We start from the raw sequence: 20355 nt of genomic DNA, 5'->3' as shown, positions 1-20355 counted from the left end.
TCGTTCTCAATCGGGCCCGACTGTGGCACAAACATGGCATATGGCCAATCGCCGCGCTCCCCCCGACCGATCGAAAAGGCCTCTCGGCGCGGCGAAGCTCGACGAACTGGCGCTCGCCTATGTCGCGCGATTCGCGACGAGCCGCGCGAAACTGATGCGCTATCTTGCCAGAAAAGTCCGCGAATCCGAATGGATAGACGAAAATGACGCCATGACGGCGTGCGAGGCGATCGCCGACCGGATGGAGCGGCTCCATTATCTCGACGACCGCCAATATGCGGCGATGCGCGCCGGCGCGATGACGCGGCGCGGGCTCGGGGTGCGGCGGGTGAAGGCGCAGCTCTATGCCGACGGCATCGCCGAGCAGGACAGCGGCGAGGCGATCGAGGCGGCGGAGGGGGTCGCCCTCGCGGCCGCCGTCGGTTTCGCGCGGCGGCGGCGGTTCGGGCCGTTCGCGATGCGGACGAGCGACGATCCGAAGCAGCGCGAGCGGCAACTCGCCGCCTTCCTGCGCGCCGGGCACAGCCTGGCGATCGCGCGTCGCATCCTTGCCGTCGCGCCGGGGGACGACGCCGCGCTGGCGGCGCTGGACGAGGAAGCGGCGCTCGATTAGGGCGGGGCGGCCCGATAAAGGAACTGCCGATGCGTGCCATATTGACCGCCCTTGCCCTGTCGTTCGCGCTGCCGATGGCGGCGTGCACTCGCGATGCCAGCGAGGCCGAAAGCGCCGCGACGATCCCCGTGACGATCACGATGGCGGGCAAGGCGCACCGGTTCGATGTCGAAGTCGCGCGCACCGACGAGGAGCAGGATCGCGGCCTGATGTTCCGCACCAGCCTGCCCGAGGGCGGCGGGATGCTGTTCCCCTTCGCAAAACCGCGGATCGGCAGCTTCTGGATGAAGAATACGCTGATCCCGCTCGACATGATCTTCATCCGCGCCGACGGCAGCATCGACCGGATCGCCGAAAATACCATCCCCGAATCGCTCGAACCCGTGGTGAGCGGCGGCGAGGTTGGCGCCGTGCTCGAACTCGCGGGCGGGACCGCGGCCCGGCTCGGCATCGACGAGACGGCGACGGTGACGTGGAAAGACAAGAAATAGCGGCGCGCGGCGCGGTTTGACGCTTGCAGACCGCGCGCGCTTGCCTGTAAACGCCACCCCATGAGCATTTTGGGCAAGATTTTCACCTGGTGGGACGGCGCGACCGTCGGCACGCTGCTGAACAGCTGGAGCACGGGCGAGAAGGTCGGCGAGGACAGCCTCGGCAACCGCTATTTCCGCGCGAAGAAGGGCGGCCGCCGCTGGGTGATCTATAATGGGTCGAACGATGCGAGCCGGGTGCCGCCCGAATGGCACGGCTGGCTGCACGGCACGTTCGACGAGTTGCCGACCGATGTCCTTCCCGCGCCGCGCGCATGGGAAAAGGAAGCGAGCGCGAACCTGACCGGCAGCACGGGCGCCTATCGCCCCGCCGGCGCGCTCGAACGGGGTGGCCGCCGCGCCGCCGCGACGGGCGATTACGAGGCCTGGCGGCCCGGCGCCGAGTGACCCCGCGCCGGGTTTCGACCGCGCTGACCGCGCTGCTGGCCGCGACCGCGCTGACGGCGTGCGACCGGTCCCCGCAGGCGGGTGGCAGCGCGACGGTTCCGACAGTCGCGAAATCCGAACGCGTGCCGCAGGAAGTCGGCGGGATCGAGGGCGCGACGCCGATGGCCGAGCGCGTCGCCGTCGTCGGCTTGCTCAACAAGCGCAACGGCCTGGTCCGCGAGCTCGAGATGAAGCCCGGCGACTCGGCGCGCGTCGGCCGCGCGATCGTGCGGCTGCGCGCGTGCGAGATCACCGCGCCGTGGGAGGATCCGCCCGAAACCGGGGCCTTCGTCCAGCTGACGGTGCAGGACCAGCGCGACGATAAATGGTATCGTGTCTTTTCGGGCTGGATTTTCCGCGAGCGGCCCGACCGCAACGTGATCGAGCATCCGATCTACGACGTCTTCGTCAAAAGCTGCGCGATGACATATCCGGGCGGCGAACCCGTCGCGCGAGAGGCGCCCAAGGCCGGCGCCGCGCCCAAGGCATCGAGCGCGCGCCAGTCGCCCGCGACGAACGGCGGCGAAGGAACGGCGACACCGGCCGCACCCGCTGTGCCGGCCCCGGTCGCGCCGCCCAAGGTCGCCGCGCCGTCGCCCCCCGCCAACACCGAATAAAGCCGCGCGAGATAGTCGGCCTGGCGGATCTCGATCGCGCCGAGGCTGGCGAGGTGCGGCGTGAGGAACTGGCAGTCGAGCAGCTTCCACCCGCCCGCGATGAGCCGCGCGACGAGGTGCGCGAGCGCGACCTTTGACGCGTCGCGCGCGCGGCTGACCATCGATTCGCCGAAAAAGGCGCGGCCGAGCGTGACGCCGTAGAGGCCGCCGGCGAGTTCGCCGTCGAGCCAGCATTCGACGCTGTGCGCATGGCCGAGCTGGAACAACCGGTCGTAGCTCGCGCGGATGACGGGGTTGATCCACGTCGTCGGCCGGTCGTCGGCGGGTGCGGCGCAGAGCGCGACCATGTCGGCAAAGACGGTGTCGGTGGTGACGCGGAAGCGGTCCGACACGATGAGTTTTTTCAGGCTGTGCGACAGGTGGAAGCCACCCAGCGGCAGGATCGCGCGCAGGCGCGGTTCGACCCAATGGACCGACGGGTCGTCCGCCCCGTCGGCCATCGGGAAAATGCCCTGCGCATAGGCGCTGAGCAGCAGCGCCGGATCGATGGATTCGATGGGCTTCAGGACGCCGGCTTCACGAATTTCAGCGTCATGCGGTCCGATTCGCCGATCGCGACATATTTGGCGCGGTCGGTCTCGCCTTCGGTCAGGCTCGGCGGAAGGGTCCAGACGCCCTTGGCATAATCCTTGGTGTCCTTGGGGTTGGCGTTGATCTCGCTTTCCCCCGCCAGCTTGAAGCCCGCGGCCTCGGCAAAGGCGACGATCGAGCTTTTCTTCATATAGCCCGACTTTTCTTCCTTCGCGCTGTCGTCGCTTTCATCGAGGCGGTGCTCGACGACGCCGAGCGTGCCGCCGGGCTTGAGCATCGCGAAAATCTGCTTGAAGGCGTCGGTGGTCTTGTCGGCGCCGCCAAAGCGCCAGTTGTGGACGTTGCGGAAGGTCAGCACGACATCGGCGCTGCCGTCGGGAACCTTCGTCCCCGCGCCCGTGGCCGGGAACTCGGCGAGCTTCAGCGCGCCATAGGTGCCCGCATCGGCCGCCTGTTTTTCCTTGATCCGGTTAAGGCCGCGCTCCCACGGCGCCGCGACATAGAGGGTGCCGCCGCCGGACTTCGCCAGCGGGGCGAGGATTTCGGTGTACCAGCCGCCGCCGGGCCACAGCTCGACCACCGTGTCGCCGGGCTTCACGCCGAAGAAGGCGAGCGTTTCGGCGGGATGACGAAACGGGTCGCGCGCGGTGTTGGCGGGCGTGCGCGTGGGCGCGGCGACCGCTGCGGCGATCGCTTCACCGGCCTTTGGCGCAGCGTGGCCGGCATGGTCGTCGTGTTGCATCGCCGATGCGGGAACGGCGATTGCGATGGCGGCACTTGCAACTATCAATAGCGGACGCATATGGGGCACCTCTCTCCAGGGAAGGCTCCTGTTTGCGAAGGGTTGCGCGGTAATGCAAGTGTCGATGCTGTCGGTGGCGATCACGGCTGCGGCGCTGTTCGGCGTTGCCGAGATCGCGAGCTGGCGCCGCAACAACCGGCGCGACGTCGAACAGGTCGGTTTCATGCCATGGCGCGGGATCGCGCTGGCATCGGCCGCGGTCGCGCTGTTCGCGGCGGCGTTCGCGTTGAAGCCATAGGCGCCGTTCACTCTGCGTCATTGCGAGCGGAGCGAAGCAATCTCCAGCTATGGGTCTCGTGCAAGGCCGATAGCTGGAGATTGCTTCGTCGCTACGCTCCTCGCAATGACGTCGAGTTCAGAGGCACGCCTCGAGATAGGGCTGGTCGAAGCCGTATTGGCGGGCCTTTTCGAGCGTATAGGGGCGCAGGCCCATCGAGCGATATTCGCCGACGATCTTGCCGTCCTTGTCCTCGTCGAGATATTCGAACTTGAACAATTCCTGCGTGACGATGACGTCGCCTTCCATGCCGATCACCTCGGTGACGTTGGTGACGCGGCGCGAGCCGTCGCGCAGGCGCTTGATCTGGACGATCAGGTCGACCGAGTCGGCGATCTGCTTCGAGATCGCTTCCTTCGGGATCTTGATGTCGCCCATCAGCACCATGTTTTCCATACGGCCGAGGCATTCGCGCGGGCTGTTGCTGTGAAGCGTACACATCGAGCCGTCGTGACCCGTGTTCATCGCGGCGAGAAGGTCGAAACATTCGGCGCCGCGAACCTCGCCCATGATGATCCGGTCGGGGCGCATACGCAGCGCGTTCTTGACAAGGTCGCCCATGTGGATTGCGCCATTGCCCTCGAGGTTCGCGGGGCGCGTTTCGAGCGGCAGCCAGTGCGGCTGCTGCAGGCGAAGTTCGGCGGCGTCCTCGATGGTGAGCACGCGTTCGCCGGGGTCGATCATCTTCGACAGCGCGTTGAGCATGGTGGTTTTACCCGAGCCCGTGCCGCCCGAGATGACGATGTTGAAGCGGCTGGCGCCCGCGATCTTGAGCGCGGTGCACATCTTCTGGCTCATCGCGCCCCACTGGCAGAGCATGTCGAGCGTGATCGGCTTGGCCGAGAATTTACGAATCGAGATCGCGGTACCGCGCAAGGACAGCGGCGGGACGATCACGTTGACGCGGCTGCCGTCCTTGAGGCGGGCGTCGGCGAGCGGGGTGGTCTGGTCGACGCGGCGGCCTACGAGGTTGCAGATGCGCTGCGCGATCTGGAACAGATGCTGTTCGTCGCGGAACTGAATCGGCGCGATGACGAGCTGGCCCTTGCGCTCGATATAGGTCTGGTACGGACCGTTGACCATGATGTCGCTGATATCGGGATCGGCGAGAAGCTCCTCGAGCGGGCCAAAGCCGAGCAATTCGTCGACGAGCACCTTTTCGAGCGCGAATTGCTCGCGGCGGTTCAATGTGATGCGCAGTTCCGCAAGCACTTCGAGGATGATCGGACGGAATTCCTCGGTCAGCTCGTCCTTGTTGAGCGTTGCCGCCGCCTCCGGATCGACGCGTTCGAGCAGGCGTGGCAGCACCTGTTCCTTGATCTTGTGGACGCTGGCTTCGAAGCCCTGCGCCTTTTCGGGTTCCATCGCCTCGGCGGTCGAACGCTGGTTCAGCCGCTCCATCGCCTCTTCTTCGGGGGTCAGGTTCGACGGCATCGGCGGCGGGGCTTCGGCAGGCACGGTGTCGATCGCGGGGAATTGCGCGCCGCCGGGCACGCCGGGGCCAGTCTGCATCGGTTTCGCCACGCCAAAGGCGGGGCGGCCAGCTGTTCCGGGGCGGCGTCCGAATGCACTCATCCGTTTTATCCTGCTTTCCAAATCCCTTCGGGTATGGCCCGCAGCCGCGGACGCACCCCCATCGGACACGGTGAATAAATCGGAAACTTTGACATTGTCCTAATGCGGCCGAAGGAGAGATGCGGCGCGCATGAAAAAGCCCGCATCCGATGGGGGATGCGGGCTTTTGATCGCCGTGGACGGGCGAAAAATCAGCCGGCGATATGCTCGGCAAGGACGGTGAGGCCCGCTTCGCTCACCTCGGCAAAGCCGCCCTCGACCTCGATCACTTCGGGCTCGGCGCCGGCGGTGGCATAGATGGTCAGCGGGCCGTTGCGCAGCGTCGCCATGAAGGGCGCATGGCCTTCGAGCACCGAGAAATCGCCCTCGGTCCCCGGCACGGTGACCATATGGACGTCGGCGGTCCGCTCGAGGCGGGCGGGGGTGACGAGTTCGAACTTCAGGGCCATGTCTTCATCCTTAAGCCCCTCCCCTGAGGGGGAGGGGGTTAATTACGCGTCTTCGGCGAGCTTCGCGGCCTTGGCGACCGCTTCGTCGATGCCGCCGACCATGTAGAAGGCCGCTTCGGGCAGGTGGTCATATTCGCCGTCGACGACGGCCTTGAACGACTTCACCGTGTCCTCGATCGCGACGAACTTGCCGGGAATGCCGGTGAAGACTTCGGCGACGTGGAAGGGCTGCGACAGGAAGCGCTGGATCTTGCGCGCGCGGGCGACGACCAGCTTATCTTCTTCCGACAGCTCGTCCATGCCGAGGATCGCGATGATGTCCTGCAGCGACTTGTACTTCTGCAGCGTTTCCTGAACGCGGCGGGCGGTTTCATAATGCTCCTGGCCGACGATCGCGGCGGTCAGCACGCGGCTGGTCGAATCGAGCGGATCGACCGCCGGATAGATGCCGAGTTCCGAAATCGCGCGGTTGAGCGTGGTGGTCGCATCCAAGTGAGCGAACGACGTAGCAGGCGCCGGATCGGTCAAATCGTCCGCGGGAACGTAAATGGCCTGCACCGAGGTGATCGAGCCCTTGTTGGTCGAGGTGATGCGTTCCTGCAGCGCGCCCATGTCGGTCGACAGGGTCGGCTGGTAACCCACGGCCGAAGGAATACGGCCGAGCAGCGCCGACACTTCCGAACCCGCCTGCGTGAAGCGGAAGATGTTGTCGACGAAGAAGAGCACGTCCTGCCCTTCCTGGTCGCGGAAATATTCGGCCATGGTGAGGCCCGAGAGCGCGACGCGAGCGCGGGCGCCCGGCGGCTCGTTCATCTGGCCGAACACCAGCGCCACCTTCGACCCGTCGGGGGTCGGGTTGCCGTCGGCGTCCTTGGCGATAACACCGGCGTCGAGGAATTCGTGATAGAGGTCGTTGCCTTCGCGGGTGCGTTCACCGACGCCCGCGAACACCGACACGCCGCCGTGGCCCTTGGCGATGTTGTTGATCAGCTCCTGAATGAGAACGGTCTTGCCGACGCCCGCGCCGCCGAACAGGCCGATCTTGCCGCCCTTTGCGTAAGGCGCGATCAGGTCGATGACCTTGATGCCGGTGACGAGGATCGCGGCTTCGGTCGACTGGTCGACGAATTCGGGGGCCTTGGCGTGGATCGGCGCGCTCATGCCGGCGTTCACCGGGCCGCGCTCGTCGATCGGGTCGCCGATGACGTTGAGGATGCGGCCGAGCGTCTGCGGGCCGACGGGAACCGAGATCTGCGCGCCGGTGTCGGTGACGGGCTGGCCGCGGGTGAGGCCGTCGGTCGCGTCCATCGCGATCGTGCGGACGGTGTTTTCGCCGAGGTGCTGCGCGACTTCGAGGACGAGGCGGTTGCCATTGTTGTCGGTTTCGAGCGCGTTCAGAATCGCGGGCAGCGGGCCGGTGAACTGGACGTCGACGACGGCGCCGATAACCTGCGCGACGCGGCCGGTCGCGATGCCGGTGGCAGCAGCCTTGGGAGCAGCGGCCTTCTTCGGCGCAGCAGCCTTGGGCGCTGCGGCCTTCTTGGCGGGAGCCTTCTTCTCGGGAGCGGTAGCCATTACTTTCTTCCTTGCTTGGATAGCTTAGAGCGCTTCCGCGCCTGCAATGATTTCGATGAGTTCGGTCGTGATCGCCGCCTGACGCGTGCGGTTGTAAACGATGGTCAGCTTGTTGATCAGGTCGCCCGCGTTGCGCGTCGCATTGTCCATTGCGGTCATCGACGCGCCCTGCTCGGATGCGGCGTTTTCCAGCAGGCCCTTGAAGATCTGGATGGTGATGTTGCGCGGCAAGAGGTCGGCGAGGATCGCCTCCTCGTCGGGTTCATATTCGACCGCGGCGCCGCCGGGTGCCGGAACGTCGACCGGCGCGGGAACGGGGATCAGTTGCTGGCCGGTCGCTTCCTGGAGCAGCGCCGAGCGGAACTTCGAATAGAAGAGGTGCGCGACGTCGAAGGCGCCGGCCTCGTAAAGCTCCATCACCTTCGCCGAGATGTCGCTCGCCTGTTCGAAGCCGATGTCGCGGATGCCGGTCGTTTCATATTGTTCGATGATCTGGCCCGGGAACAGACGCGCGATCACCGGACGGCCCTTGCGGCCGACGAGGTAGAAGAGAACCTTCTTGCCTTGCGATTGCAGTTCGAGCGCCTTGTCGCGCGCGGCCTTGACGATGTTCGAGTTGAACGCGCCGGCGAGGCCGCGATCGCTGTTGAGCACGACGAGCAGGTGCGTGTCGCTCTTGCCCGTGCCCGAAAGCAGCTTCGGCGCCGAATCCGACGCGCCGACCTTCGACGCGAGGCTGGCGACGACGCCTTCGAGCCGCTCCGCGTAAGGACGCGCGGCTTCGGCGGCCGCCTGCGCCTTGCGGAGCTTGGCGGCGGCGACCATCTTCTTGGCCTTGGTGATCTTCTGGGTCGATTTGACCGAGACGATGCGCCCTTTGAGTTCCTTCAGACTGGCCATAAGTCCCGTCTTTACCCTTTGTTCGTCACCCCGGCGAAGGCCGGGGCCTCATCGTCGAGATCCCGGCTTTCGCCGGGACGACGACGTGAATGGTTACGCGAAAATCTTGGCGAAGGCGTCGAGCGCCGCGACCAGACCCTTTTTGGCGTCGTCGCCGAGGTCCTTGGTGTCGCGGATCGTCTTCAGCACATCGGCATGATCGCTGCGCAGATAGGCGAGCATCGCCGCTTCGTAACGCGACACGTCGGTCGTCGCGACATTGTCGAGATAGCCGTTGGTGCCGGCGAAGATCGACGCGGTCTGCTCCTCGAACGGCATCGGCTGGAACTGCGGCTGCTTCAAAAGCTGCGTCAGGCGCGCGCCGCGGTTGAGCAGCTTCTGCGTCGAGGCGTCGAGGTCCGAACCGAACTGCGCGAACGCTTCCATCTCGCGATACTGCGCGAGTTCGAGCTTGATCGAGCCCGACACCTTCTTCATCGCCTTGGTCTGCGCGGCCGAGCCGACGCGGCTCACCGACAGGCCGACGTTGATCGCGGGGCGGATACCGGCGTTGAACAGGTTGGTTTCGAGGAAGATCTGGCCGTCGGTGATCGAAATCACGTTGGTCGGGATATAGGCCGACACGTCGCCCGCCTGCGTTTCGATGATCGGCAGCGCGGTGAGCGAACCCGAACCATTGTCGCTGTTCATCTTCGCGGCGCGCTCGAGCAGGCGGCTGTGCAGATAGAAAACGTCGCCGGGATAGGCTTCGCGGCCCGGCGGGCGGCGCAGCAGCAGCGACATCTGGCGGTAAGCGACGGCCTGCTTCGAAAGGTCGTCATAGACGATCACGGCGTGCATGCCGTTATCGCGGAAGAACTCGCCCATCGTGCAGCCGGTGTAGGGCGCGAGGAACTGCAGCGGAGCGGGCTCCGACGCGGTCGCGGCGACGACGATCGAATATTCCATCGCGCCATTTTCTTCGAGCTGGCGGACGATCTGCGCGACGGTCGAGCGCTTCTGGCCGACCGCGACATAGATGCAATAGAGCTTCTTCGACTCATCGTCGCCGGCGTTGGCCTGCTTCTGGTTGATGAAGGTGTCGATCGCGACGGCGGTCTTGCCGGTCTGGCGGTCGCCGATGATCAGCTCGCGCTGGCCGCGGCCGACGGGGACGAGCGCGTCGAGCGCCTTGAGACCGGTCTGGACGGGTTCGTGAACCGAGGTGCGCGGGATGATGCCCGGCGCCTTGACTTCGACGCGCATGCGCTTGTCGGCCTTGATCGGGCCCTTGCCGTCGATCGGATTGCCGAGGCCATCGACGACGCGGCCGAGCAGGCCCTTGCCGACGGGGACGTCGACGATCGTGCCGGTGCGCTTGACCTGGTCGCCTTCCTTGATCTCGGCGTCGCTGCCGAAGATCACGATACCGACGTTATCGGCTTCGAGGTTGAGCGCCATGCCCTGCACGCCATTGGCGAATTCGACCATTTCACCGGCCTGGACGTTGTCGAGGCCGTGGACGCGGGCGATGCCGTCGCCGACCGAGAGCACCGAGCCGATTTCGCTGACCGTGGCGTCGGTCCCGAAATTGGCGATCTGGTCCTTGATGACCTTGCTGATTTCAGCGGCGCGGATTTCCATTATTCAGCCTTTCATCGCAGTCGCGAAGCTATTGAGACGGGTACGGATGCTGCCGTCGATCAGCTGGCTGCCCAGCTGGACGACGAGGCCGCCGAGGATGGCGGGATCGACGGTCGCCGCGACGGTGACGTCGCGCCCGACACGGGATTTGAGGTTCGCGGCCAGCTCTTTCAGCTGCGCCGCGCTGAGCGGGTGCGCGCTGGTGACCTTGGCGGTCACTTCGCCGCGATGGTCGGCGACGATCGCGTCGAAGGCGTCGATCATCCTGGGCAGGTCGGCGAGACGGCGGTTCTCGGCGAGCACGCCGAGGAACTTGGTGGTGAGCGAATCGAGCTTCATCGCCTTGGCGACCGCGGCGATGGCATTCGCGGCGTCGGCGCGGCCGACGACGGGGCTGGCGATCAGCGCCGACAGGTCGGCCGATTCGGCGATGCCTGCGCGCAGGTCGCCGAGGCTCTTGGCGACCGCGTCGATCGCGTTCGATTCGCGCGCCAGATCGAACAAAGCGACCGCATAGCGGCCCGCGAGGCCCGCCGTGATGTTGCCCTGAATGCCGCCGGAATTCTCCACGCGCGAAAGTCCTTTTCTTCGATCCCGAGGGGGATGGCTGCGCGGATTTGCCCGGCATCCGAAAATGCCCCCCGCTGCAAAGTCGGGGCGCGCGTAGCAACGATTTTGCCGCAATGCAAGGATGTGGGGCGATTGCTTTTGGCCCCTCGCGCGATAGGGACGGCAGAACGAAAATTTGTGGGTGAGGAGGAAGGGCGAGCGATGGGCGACATGATCCGGATGATGATGGACGATGGCGCTGAAATTGCCGTCTATCATGCCGAGGCGGAGGGCGAGCGGCGCGGCGGGCTGGTGCTCATCCAGGAGATTTTCGGCGTCACCGACCATATCCGCGAGCTGGCGGACGAATATGCCGCCGACGGCTATGAGGTGCTGAGCCCCGCGCTCTTCGACCGCGAGCATCCGGGGTTCGAGAGCGACTATTCGGGCCCGCAGTTCGAGCGCGCGGTGCAGCTCGCGCGCGAGCTGCACCCGTTCGAGCAGAGCCTCAAGGATGCGCAGACGTGCATCGACGCGCTCAAAGCGAAGGGCCCCGTCTTCATCACCGGCTATTGCTATGGCGGCTCGGTCGCGTGGCGGATGGCGCAGGTCAGCCCCGATCTTGCCGCGGCGTCGGCCTATTACGGCAGCCTTGTCCCCACCATGTTCAGGGACGAGGCGCCGCGCTGCGCGACCATCGCGCATTTCGGCCGCTATGACGCGGGCATCCCGATGGCGGGGGTCGAGGCGCTGATCGCGAAGGATCATCCGACCGCGCAGGTCTTCGTCTATGACGCGAACCACGGCTTCAACAGCGACCGGCGCAAGGATTATCACGAACCGTCGAGCGAATTGGCGCGCGAACGCACGCTGATGCTGTTCAGGGCGTGCGGGGGATGAGGCTGGTCTTCATCCACGGTCCCGCAGCATCGGGAAAGCTGACCGTCGCGCGCGAGCTTGCGGCGCGCACCGGCCTGTCGCTGTTCCACAATCATCTTGTCGTCGATGCGCTGCTCGCGGTGTTTCCGTTCGGCAGCCCAGCCTTTGTCGATCTGCGCGAGCGGATATGGCTCGACGTTTTCGCGGCGGCGGCGGCCGAGGACCGCTCGATGATCTTCACCTTCCACCCCGAAGCGAGCGTCGCGCCCGATTTTCCGGGCCGCGTCGCGGCGCTGGTCGAGGCGGCGGGCGGCCATGTCGATTTCGTCGCGCTCAGCTGCCCGCCCGACGTGATCGAGGCTCGGGTCGAGACCGCATCGCGGCAGGCAAGCGGCAAATTGTCGTCGCTGGCGCTTTACCGCGAACTCGATGCGCAGGGTGCCTTCGCCTATCCGCCGCTGCCCGAGGCGCGGGTCGCGATCGATACGGGCGCGGTGAGCGCCGCCGACGCAGCGGAGCAAATATGCGCCGCGCTCGACCTGGCATAGCGCGCGGGGACGGGGTCGTTGCGGAAGAGCGTCAGCTTTCCTTCGGCTTCGCCGCCGCTCCCGCCGCCGGCTGGCAGCGATAGACGAGCCGCTCGTTCGGGGTGGCGGGCAGCGCGCTGCGGATCGCGTCCTGTTGCGCGGCGAGCCCCGCGAGTTCGTCGGGGTCGGCTGTGCAGCTCTTGATGGTGACCGTCGCGCGCGTCTCGCGCGCCTTGGCCATCGTCTCGGCATCGAGCAGATAGCGGTCGACGCGATAGTCGCGGCCCGCCGAATCGATCGAGGCGACGGTGACGGTCGCTTCCTCGTTGGGAACGAGGATGCGTTGCCAGCGGTCGTCGGCGCCCCTTGTATATTGGGTGCGCCCGTTGACGCAGCCGCCCTTGCCGATCGTGATCGGCACGTCGGTCGTCGCCGATACGGTGATGCGGCTGCGGTCCGGACGGATCGTGCAGAGCAGGCTGCCCTGGGCCAGCTTGGGCGCCGCGGTTGCGGGCGCCTTCGCCGCGTCCGGGGCGAGTTCGGCATGCGCGTCGGGGCGGGTGGCGAACAACAGCGCCGCGCCGATGATCAGCACCGCGCCGGCGCCGCCCGCGATCTTGGCGTTACGCAGATTCTTCTGGCTGTAGAACATCAGCCCGGCACCCGCGGCGAGCGCGCCGATCACGAACAGCACGCCCGCGAGCGCGATGCGATTCTCGCGCGCGGCGAGCGCCTCCTCCCCGGCGCGCGCCAGCTTGAGCTCGCGGTCGAGTTTTGCGGCGGCATTTCTGGCGGCATTGGCCTCGATCTCGGCGCGCGTTTCGGCGTCGAGCGCGGCGCGGTCGCGGGCGTCGGCCTCGGCCATCGACAGGCAAGGGGTGCCGACGCTCGTATATTGCTGTCCCGCGTCGGCGAGGAAGCGCATCAGCTCACGCCCCGAAATGGCGAAGGCGAAGGGCGAATCGCCGTCGTCGGCGCGCGTGATCGCGGTGTTGATGCCGGCGATTCGCCCGCACTGGTCGACGAGGGGACCGCCCGAATTGCCGCGCGAGATTTTCGCGGTGTGGATCAGCATCGTGACGCCGTCGACCGACTGCAGGTTCGACATATTGCCCTCGCTGCGCGTCGGGGTGCGCGGGGTGATATAGTCGTTGGCGCTGCGCGCGGTCGCGAGGTCGACGTTGCCGGGATAGCCGAGGGCAACGACGTCGGCGCCCGATTCGAGCGGGCCGGTGTAGATGGCGGCGACGGGCAGCCGCCCTTCGGTGATTTCGACGAGCGCGAGGTCGCGCGCGGTGTCGATCGCGATCAGCTTGCCGGCATAGCTTTTCTGTCCTTCCGACGGGACGACGCCGAGCGCGACATTGCCGGGGTAGCGCGCCGCCGATTCGACGACATGCGCATTGGTGACGATACGCGTCGGCGAGATGGCGATGCCGCTGCCATGCCCGAAGCCGACGACCTCGCCGTCCATCATCGCGACGGTGACGACGCGCACGACGCTGCGCGAGGCGGCGCTGATGTCGTCGGCGGCGTGCGCCGGAAGGGCGAAAGTGACGAGAGCGAGGAGAAGCGCGATGAGACGGGTCATGCGAGGCACACTAGTCGCCCGAACTTTGAACGCAAGCATCGGGACGCGGTGCGAATCGCGCTGTGGCATTCATGCTCCAACAGCCGAGAAAGGATGTTTTCGATGACCTATCTGATCGAGGGGCTCAGCCCCGATCGCTTTGCGCCGCTCTTCGCGCTCGACGACGCGGGCCTCGCCGCGATCAACGCGCGCCGTGTGACCGCGACCGCCGACCGCGGCTTTCCCTGTCGGATCAGCCTCGAGGATGCGAAGGCCGGCGAGGAGCTGATCCTGATCCATCACACCAGCCACGATGTCGCGACTCCCTATCGCAGCGCCTATGCGATTTACGTCCGGCCTGGAGTGACCGCTGCGGCCTACCGCGACGACGTGCCGCCGGTGTTCGAGGGGCGCTCGCTCGCGCTGCGCGCCTTCGACGCCGAGGGCATGCTGCAAACCGCGCGGCTTGCGGGTCCGGGCGAGGTGGATAGCGCGATCCGCGACCTGTTCGCCGACGCGGCCATTGCCTATATCGATGCGCATAATGCCGCGCATGGCTGTTTCGCCGCGCGCATCGAAAGGGATGGAGCATGAGCGCCGACCTGATGACCGACGACGATCGCTGGGCGGCGGTGCTGCGCCGCGACCGCGCGCTCGACGGACGCTTCGTCACCGGTGTGCTCACCACCGGCATCTATTGCCGGCCGAGCTGCGCCGCGCGGCATCCGCTACGCGAAAATGTGCGTTTCTTCACCGACGGCGCGGCGGCGCGCGAAACCGGGCTGCGCCCGTGCAAGCGTTGCCTGCCCGACGATGTCGCGCGCGACGAGGGCGCGGTGCTCGCGGCGATCGAGGCGATCAAGCAAAGCGAGGAACCGCTCGCGCTCGCCGATCTCGCCGGTCGCACCGGCTATTCGCCGACGCATTTCCAGCGCGTCTTCACGCGTCACACCGGCCTGTCGCCCGCCGCATATGCCCGCGCGCTCCGCGAGGAACGCGCCCGGGCCGCGCTGAGCGAGGCGGGCCGGGTGACCGACGCGATTTACGACGCAGGCTTTTCGGGGCCGTCGCGTTTCTATGACAATATGGAGGGACGCATGGGTATGACGGCTTCGGCCTGGGCAAACGGCGGCAAGGGCGCGACGATCCACTGGGCGGTGGTGCCGACCAGCCTCGGCGACATGCTCGTCGCGGCGACTGGCAAAGGCGTGTGCCGCCTGAGCTTCGCCGAGGGGCGCGAGGCGCTCGAGGAGCGCTTTCCCGCAGCCGCCCTGATCGAGGGCGGCGAAGCGTTCGAAGCGCTGCTGAAGCAGGTCGTCGATGCCGTCGAAGCGCCGGTGAACGGATTCGACCATATCCCGATCGACGTGAAGGGCACCGCCTTTCAGGAAGCCGTGTGGCGCGAGCTGCGCAAGATCCCCGCAGGCGAAACGCGCAGCTATTCGGATATCGCCGCCGCTGTCGGCAAGCCCAATGCGGTGCGCGCGGCGGGGAGCGCCAACGGCGCGAACAATGTCGCGGTGCTGATCCCGTGCCACCGCGTCGTGCGCAGCGACGGGACGCTCGGCGGCTATGCCTATGGCCTGCCGATCAAGGACGAGCTGCTCAGGCGTGAGGGCGCGTCCGGGCAGCGGCGCCTCGACGATTTCTGAAGGCGATGATGACCAGCAAGGAAGCCGCGATAGCGGCCTGGCGCGCCTTCGCCACGCGCGACGCCGCGCAGATATGCGCGGTTCTGGCCGAGGATGCCGAATGGCGGGCACCACCCCGCAACGCCACCGCAATCGCGCTCGGCGTGACCGACCATATGATCGGCGCCGACGCGATTGCCCGTTTTCTCATCGACGATTATCCGCGGCTCTTCAGCAACGGGATGCGCGTCGAGCCGATTTCACTGACCGCCGAGGGGAACCGCGTCATATTCGAGCAGCGTCAGAGCGCGACCCTCGCCAACGGCTGCGACTATGCGCTCGACTATGTTTTCATCTTTGAAATGCATGGCGCGCGCGTTCGGTATATCCGCGAATATATGGACACGAAAAGCGGCTATGATCAGGTTTTCGGCTCGGCGCCCGCCGACCGGATCGCGTGAGCCGCCTGTGCTGGTATCGACAACAACGGAGTTCTTCCATGACCGACAAGATTGCCCGATTTCGCGCGCTGCACGTTCCCGGCGACCCGCTGATCCTCGTCAACATCTGGGACGCGGGGAGCGCGAAGGCGGTTGCCGGAGCGGGCGCGAAGGCGATCGCGACGGGCAGCTTCGGCGTCGCGGGCGCGCAGGGGCGCGCGGACGGCGAGGATTTCCCGCTCGAGGATGTGTTCGCCAACCTCGAACGCATCCTCGCGGTCACCGACCTGCCGGTGACGATCGACATGGAATCGGGCTATGGCGCCGATCCGGCGACGGTCGGCGCATCGGTCGGCCGCGCGAAGGCCGCGGGTGCGGCGGGGATCAACATGGAGGACCGGCTGCCCGGGGCGAGCGAGCTGCTCGCGATCCCCGAGGCGGTGGCGCGCTATCGCGCCGCCGCGGACACCGGGATTTTCGTCAACGCGCGCTGCGACACCTTCCGCGGGGCCGATGCGGCGAAGGATGGCGACGCGCTGGTCGCCGCGACGCTCGAACGCGCGCGCGCCTATGCCGATGCGGGGGCGGGGTCGCTGTTCGTGCCCTTCCTGCTCGACCCGGCGTGTATCGGCGCGATCTGCGACGCGTCGCCGCTGCCGGTGAATATCCTGCGCGGCAAGGGCGGGCCGACGCACAAGGAACTCGCCGCGCTCGGCGTCGCGCGGATCAGCCATGGGCATCAGCCCTGGGCGGCCGCGATGGCGTGGCTGGCGGCGCAGGCGAGCGATGTCATGGGCGGCGCCGAACCCGATTATTGAGGGATCAGTCTGTCCCGCCGCTATCGGCAGCGGCCTTCGTGTCGCCGCCGGTAGCGCCAGCGCGGCGTTCGCGTATGGCCTCCAGCCGTTCGAGCATGGCTTCGCCCCGCCCATTGTCGTGCGGATCGAAGGCGACGGTCTTCGCCAGCCGCACGGCGGGATCAAACTCGCCCTGATTGGCGAGCGCGAAGGCATAGGCGACCCGCATCTCGATATTCTCGGGCGTCAGGACAAAGGCGCGTTCGAGCGCCTTGATCGCCATTTCGCTCGGCCGCTTCCCTTCGGCCAGAAAGCTGTCGAAATAGGCATAGAGCGGCACCGCATCGTTGGGATCGGTGCGGTTGGCGAGCTGGATCGGCTTGCGAGCCTCGCGCCACGCGGCAGGGTCATCTTCGCCCTTTTCGCGCAATTGATCGAGGAGCAGCCGGCCGAGCAGGACATTGGCGCGAACATGGTCCGGCTTCGCCGCCAGCACCTTGTCGAGTGCGGAGCGCATCGCGGCGAGGTCGCGGACATCGCGGTCCATATCCCATTCGGCCGCCGCCAGTTCGAACTGCGCATCGGCGTTGGCGGGCTCGGCGGCGGCGAGTGCGCGCAGCGCGTCGCGCGCCTTGGTGAAGCGCGCCGCGTCGCCGCGTGCATTCAGTCGCTCCAGCCGCGCCATGATCACCGCATCCTCGTCGGACGGCACCGGCGCGATGCGGATGTTTGCTGACACCGGGACCGGCGCGCGGGTCGTCCGATAGCTCAGCTTGCCCTGAATATAGCGGTTGAGATCCTTGTCGAGCAGGGCCAGGTCGCCAAAAGCGTCGGATGCCGCCTGGCGGGCGTCGGTGCCGGCGTTGATGGCATTGGTGTACCGATTGACCTGATCGCCGCGCGTCGGGCTGTGCATCAGCATATGGGTCAAAATCCACGCGCGGCCGTAATAGACGTCGGTCTGCCCGCTGTTTCGCATTGCGCGGGGTTGTTCGAACAGGAGTTTTTCGGCCGGGATTTTCGGCATCTGCAACAGGCCATAAGCGCGGCGATAGACGGGTCGGCCGATCATCGCGTGGCCCTTCTTGTCGAAATCGACCGTCGAATAATATTCGGCGAACCCCTCGATCAGCCAGGCGGGGAAGGCGGCGCGCAAGTGGCGCTTCATGAAATGGTGGCTGTATTCGTGGAACAGCACCTGCTGGGCGGCCGACGTGTCGGCGATGCCGCCGCTGCCGCTATTCTGGCGAAAGGACAGCGCAAAGCTGCCGTCGCGGTCCTGGCGATAAAAGCCCGCGACCGGGGCGCTGCGCGATCCGGTCGCCAGTTCGGCGACATCGTTCGCCGCGGGGACGAGGTAGATGGGAAGCTTGCTTTCCTCGCCCGGCGTTTTGACGTTGAAGAGCAGGCGGAGCGTGGTGTCGAACCGCTGCAAATTTTCCGCGAAGTCGCGCAGCGATTTTTCGTTGCTCTCGCTATAGATGATGAAACTGTCGGTGTCGGCGCGAAGCCATTTCGCCTCGGCCGGCCCGGCAATTGCGACCATCGCGATCCCGGCCAGCAGGCCCAAGCCGATTTTCTTCATTCTGCGCCCCCGCATTCTAACCCCGCAGGGATGCTGCCAGCGCGCGCCGTTACAGTAAAGCCCTGTTACGCTTACACAAAGCTATAGGGGTCGATGTCGATCGCGAGCCGCGCCTTCGTGGACCATTCGACGCTGTTCACCCACGCGCGGATCGTCCCCTGCAGGTCGAAGCTGCGCGGGGCGTGGAGCAAGAGGCGGAAGCGGTGGCGGCCGCGCAGCATCGCGAGCGGGGCCGGCGCGGGGCCATAGACCGCGAGGCCGTCGGCGACGGGCGCCTTTTGCCCCAGCCGCTGCGCCTGCCCGCGCGCGACTTCGATATCCTCGGACGAAATGACGAGCGCGGCGAAGCGGCCATAGGGCGGCGCGCCGGCGAATTTGCGCGCCGCGGCTTCGGCCGAATAAAAACCGTCGCGGTCGTTGGCGACGAGCGCCGCCATGACGGGGGCGTCGGGCACGCGCGTCTGGATCAGCACCTCGCCGGGCTTGACCCCGCGCCCGGCGCGCCCCGCGACCTGCGCGATCTGCTGGAAGGTGCGCTCGGAAGCGCGGAGGTCGCCGCCGTCGAGTCCGAGGTCGGCATCGACGACGCCGACGAGGGTGAGATTCGGGAAATGATAGCCCTTGGTGACGAGCTGGGTGCCGATGATGATGTCGACCAGCCCGCCCTCGACATTGTCGACGAATTCGGCCGCCTTCGCGGGCGACCACAAGGTGTCGGACGTGACGATGGCCGTCCTTGCTTCGGGAAAGCGTAAGGCCACCTCGTCGGCGACGCGCTCGACCCCCGGCCCGCAGGCGACGAGGCTGTCCTCATCCTCGCATTCGGGGCAGAGGCGCGGCGGCGGCATGACATGGCCGCAATGGTGGCAGGCGAGGCGGTGGACGAGGCGGTGCTCGACCATCCACGCGGTGCAGTTCGGGCACTGGATGCGGTGGCCGCAGGTGCGGCAGAGCGTCAGCGGCGCGAAGCCGCGGCGGTTGAGGAAGAGGAGACTCTGCTCGCCCTTTTGCAATCGGTCGGCGAGCGCGTCGACGAGCGGCGGGGCGAGCCAGCGGCCGCGGTCGGGCGGGTCCTGCCGCATGTCGATCGCCGCAAGGTCGGGCAGGGTCGCGCCGCCGAAGCGCGCGGGCAGGACGATATGGCGATAGCGGCCCGCCTCGACCATCGCGAGGCTTTCGAGCGCGGGGGTGGCGCTGGCGAGGACGACGGGAAGGCCCTCGAAATGCCCGCGCATCACCGCGACGTCGCGCGCGTGATAATGGACGCCATCCTCCTGCTTGAAGCTGGTCTCATGCGCCTCGTCGACGACGATGACGCCGAGATTGCCATAGGGCAGGAACAGCGCCGAACGCGCGCCGACGACGATCTTTGCCTCGCCGCTCGCGATTGCATGCCAGGCACGGCGACGCTCGGTCGAACGGAGGCCGGAGTGCCACGCCACCGGCTCGCAGCCGAAGCGCGCGGCGAAGCGGGTGAGCATCGGTTCGGTCAGCGCGATTTCGGGGAGCAGCACCAGCGCCTGCTTGCCCGCATCGATCGCGGCGGCGATCGCCTCCATATAGACTTCGGTCTTGCCCGATCCGGTCACGCCGTCGAGAAGCAGCGTGTCGAACTTCGCTGCGGCGATCGCTTCGCGAAGCTGCGCGGCGGCGGCGGTCTGCTCGTCGGACAGGTCGGGCGGGGCGAAGGCCGGGTCGGGTTCGGGATAGGGCTGGTCGGCCGAGACGGTCACGGCTTCGAGCGCGCCGGTGTTCGCGAGTCCCCGGATTACGGCGTCGCTGACTTCGGCAATCGCGGCGAGTTCGCGCACGATCCCTTGCCGCGCGCCGATCTTTTCGAGCGCGACGGTGCGCTGCGGCGTCATCCGCGTGGGAAGTTCGCCGGTGGCGCGATATTCGACGACCGGGCGCCGCGCGTCGGCAAAGGCGACCCCGGGCAGCACCATGCGCAGCACCGACCCCGGGGGGCTGAGATAATAGTCGCTCGTCCATTCGACGAGGCGGCGGAGCGGCGCGGCGATCGGCGGCACGGGCACGACTTCGTAGAGGTTGCGCAGCCGGTTGTCGCCGACGGGTTCGGGCGCGCCGAAGCTTTCATCCTCCCACACTACCCCGCCCATCCGTCGCGGCCCCAAGGGCGCGATGACGACGCTGCCGAGCGGCGCCTCGTGCTCGCGCGGGACACGATAGTCGAGCGGGCCGAGGGCGGCGGTGAGGAGAAGGACGCGGGCGCGGGTCATGGATGAGGGAGGATATAGGGCGGCGGGTAAAATAGGAAAGCGCCGAGGTCGGCGGCTGGCGACCATTGGGTGCCGATAGAGATGTGTGCCCCGGCGAAAGGCGAGGTCCAGAAAGTCCACGCTTTACCTGGCGTATTT

Annotated in this window: 21 protein-coding genes and 1 pseudogene; 11 read left to right on the top strand and 11 right to left on the bottom strand. The window is 67.0% G+C overall.

Annotated features, from left to right (window positions below; all coding sequences use genetic code 11):
- The first annotated feature begins 40 nt into the window (after positions 1 to 40).
- From VSX79_RS15800 to VSX79_RS15785, 4 genes and pseudogenes are all read left to right on the top strand, one after another.
- Positions 41 to 613 (top strand): regulatory protein RecX, encoded by a 573-nt coding sequence (locus tag VSX79_RS15800; protein ID WP_326913822.1) that lies wholly within the window; start codon positions 41 to 43, stop codon positions 611 to 613.
- 29 nt (positions 614 to 642) lie between these two features.
- Complete coding sequence (locus VSX79_RS15795) at positions 643 to 1104, top strand: DUF192 domain-containing protein (RefSeq protein WP_326913821.1); 462 nt, start codon at positions 643 to 645, stop codon at positions 1102 to 1104.
- A 60-nt stretch (positions 1105 to 1164) separates the two neighbouring features.
- On the top strand, positions 1165 to 1551 hold the full coding sequence (locus VSX79_RS15790) for an NADH:ubiquinone oxidoreductase subunit NDUFA12 (RefSeq protein WP_179493750.1): 387 nt from the start codon (positions 1165 to 1167) through the stop codon (positions 1549 to 1551).
- A 161-nt stretch (positions 1552 to 1712) separates the two neighbouring features.
- A pseudogene (locus VSX79_RS15785) lies at positions 1713 to 1949 on the top strand (DUF2155 domain-containing protein); the annotation flags it as partial.
- Positions 1950 to 1984: 35 nt separating this feature from the next.
- On the opposite strand, the gene aat reads toward VSX79_RS15785, so the two are convergent.
- Both aat and VSX79_RS15775 read right to left on the bottom strand, forming a co-directional pair.
- Positions 1985 to 2707 carry a leucyl/phenylalanyl-tRNA--protein transferase gene (gene aat / locus VSX79_RS15780; RefSeq protein WP_326913820.1) on the bottom strand — a complete coding sequence of 241 codons (723 nt, stop codon included), beginning with the start codon at positions 2705 to 2707 and terminating at the stop codon, positions 1985 to 1987.
- A gap of 62 nt (positions 2708 to 2769) precedes the next feature.
- On the bottom strand, positions 2770 to 3600 hold the full coding sequence (locus tag VSX79_RS15775) for a class I SAM-dependent methyltransferase (RefSeq protein ID WP_326913819.1): 831 nt from the start codon (positions 3598 to 3600) through the stop codon (positions 2770 to 2772).
- A gap of 52 nt (positions 3601 to 3652) precedes the next feature.
- On the opposite strand from VSX79_RS15775, the gene VSX79_RS15770 reads away from it, so the two are divergent.
- On the top strand, positions 3653 to 3838 hold the full coding sequence (locus VSX79_RS15770) for a hypothetical protein (protein ID WP_326913818.1): 186 nt from the start codon (positions 3653 to 3655) through the stop codon (positions 3836 to 3838).
- Positions 3839 to 3955: 117 nt separating this feature from the next.
- Here the strand turns inward: VSX79_RS15770 and VSX79_RS15765 are convergent, their stop codons facing one another.
- From VSX79_RS15765 to VSX79_RS15740, 6 genes are all read right to left on the bottom strand, one after another.
- A complete protein-coding gene (locus VSX79_RS15765) occupies positions 3956 to 5452 on the bottom strand; it encodes a CpaF family protein (protein ID WP_179493756.1) in 1497 nt (498 codons plus the stop codon).
- Positions 5453 to 5643: 191 nt separating this feature from the next.
- Entirely contained in the window at positions 5644 to 5901 is a 258-nt protein-coding gene (locus VSX79_RS15760) for an ATP synthase F1 subunit epsilon (RefSeq protein WP_179493758.1), read from the bottom strand.
- Between the two features lie 42 nt (positions 5902 to 5943).
- A complete protein-coding gene (gene atpD / locus VSX79_RS15755) occupies positions 5944 to 7476 on the bottom strand; it encodes a F0F1 ATP synthase subunit beta (RefSeq protein ID WP_218844278.1) in 1533 nt (510 codons plus the stop codon).
- 24 nt (positions 7477 to 7500) lie between these two features.
- Positions 7501 to 8376 (bottom strand): F0F1 ATP synthase subunit gamma, encoded by an 876-nt coding sequence (locus VSX79_RS15750; protein ID WP_179493760.1) that lies wholly within the window; start codon positions 8374 to 8376, stop codon positions 7501 to 7503.
- 93 nt (positions 8377 to 8469) lie between these two features.
- Positions 8470 to 9999: a F0F1 ATP synthase subunit alpha gene (gene atpA, locus VSX79_RS15745; protein ID WP_179493762.1), complete on the bottom strand. Its 1530-nt coding sequence runs from the start codon at positions 9997 to 9999 to the stop codon at positions 8470 to 8472.
- 3 nt (positions 10000 to 10002) lie between these two features.
- A complete protein-coding gene (locus VSX79_RS15740; protein WP_179493764.1) occupies positions 10003 to 10569 on the bottom strand; it encodes a F0F1 ATP synthase subunit delta in 567 nt (188 codons plus the stop codon).
- 201 nt (positions 10570 to 10770) lie between these two features.
- On the opposite strand from VSX79_RS15740, the gene VSX79_RS15735 reads away from it, so the two are divergent.
- Both VSX79_RS15735 and VSX79_RS15730 read left to right on the top strand, forming a co-directional pair.
- On the top strand, positions 10771 to 11448 hold the full coding sequence (locus VSX79_RS15735; protein WP_326913817.1) for a dienelactone hydrolase family protein: 678 nt from the start codon (positions 10771 to 10773) through the stop codon (positions 11446 to 11448).
- The gene (locus VSX79_RS15730) at positions 11445 to 11975 is read left to right on the top strand and encodes an AAA family ATPase (RefSeq protein WP_326913816.1); all 531 of its coding nucleotides are present in this window, start codon (positions 11445 to 11447) and stop codon (positions 11973 to 11975) included. Before VSX79_RS15735 ends, VSX79_RS15730 begins: the two co-directional genes overlap by 4 nt.
- Positions 11976 to 12006: 31 nt before the next feature.
- Here VSX79_RS15730 and VSX79_RS15725 read toward each other — a convergent pair whose 3' ends face one another.
- Complete coding sequence (locus VSX79_RS15725) at positions 12007 to 13545, bottom strand: S1C family serine protease (protein WP_326913815.1); 1539 nt, start codon at positions 13543 to 13545, stop codon at positions 12007 to 12009.
- A 102-nt stretch (positions 13546 to 13647) separates the two neighbouring features.
- On the opposite strand from VSX79_RS15725, the gene VSX79_RS15720 reads away from it, so the two are divergent.
- Genes VSX79_RS15720 through VSX79_RS15705 form a run of 4 tightly spaced genes read left to right on the top strand, consistent with a single transcriptional unit; the run spans position 13648 to position 16413 of the window.
- Entirely contained in the window at positions 13648 to 14118 is a 471-nt protein-coding gene (locus VSX79_RS15720) for a DUF1203 domain-containing protein (RefSeq protein WP_179493773.1), read from the top strand.
- Entirely contained in the window at positions 14115 to 15176 is a 1062-nt protein-coding gene (gene ada / locus VSX79_RS15715; RefSeq protein WP_326913814.1) for a bifunctional DNA-binding transcriptional regulator/O6-methylguanine-DNA methyltransferase Ada, read from the top strand. Before VSX79_RS15720 ends, ada begins: the two co-directional genes overlap by 4 nt.
- An 8-nt stretch (positions 15177 to 15184) precedes the next feature.
- The gene (locus VSX79_RS15710) at positions 15185 to 15616 is read left to right on the top strand and encodes a nuclear transport factor 2 family protein (RefSeq protein WP_326913813.1); all 432 of its coding nucleotides are present in this window, start codon (positions 15185 to 15187) and stop codon (positions 15614 to 15616) included.
- A 38-nt stretch (positions 15617 to 15654) separates the two neighbouring features.
- Positions 15655 to 16413 carry an isocitrate lyase/PEP mutase family protein gene (locus VSX79_RS15705; protein ID WP_326913812.1) on the top strand — a complete coding sequence of 253 codons (759 nt, stop codon included), beginning with the start codon at positions 15655 to 15657 and terminating at the stop codon, positions 16411 to 16413.
- 4 nt (positions 16414 to 16417) lie between these two features.
- Here the strand turns inward: VSX79_RS15705 and VSX79_RS15700 are convergent, their stop codons facing one another.
- Together VSX79_RS15700 and VSX79_RS15695 are read right to left on the bottom strand one after the other, a co-directional pair.
- The gene (locus VSX79_RS15700; RefSeq protein ID WP_326913811.1) at positions 16418 to 17977 is read right to left on the bottom strand and encodes a hypothetical protein; all 1560 of its coding nucleotides are present in this window, start codon (positions 17975 to 17977) and stop codon (positions 16418 to 16420) included.
- Between the two features lie 71 nt (positions 17978 to 18048).
- Complete coding sequence (locus VSX79_RS15695) at positions 18049 to 20217, bottom strand: primosomal protein N' (RefSeq protein WP_326913810.1); 2169 nt, start codon at positions 20215 to 20217, stop codon at positions 18049 to 18051.
- Between the last annotated feature and the right edge of the window lie 138 nt (positions 20218 to 20355).

The sequence above is a fragment of the Sphingopyxis chilensis genome (assembly GCF_035930445.1).
GTDB lineage: Bacteria > Pseudomonadota > Alphaproteobacteria > Sphingomonadales > Sphingomonadaceae > Sphingopyxis > Sphingopyxis chilensis.
The sequence above is the reverse complement of the archived record's forward strand: the minus strand, read 5'-3'. Positions and strand labels throughout refer to the sequence as shown.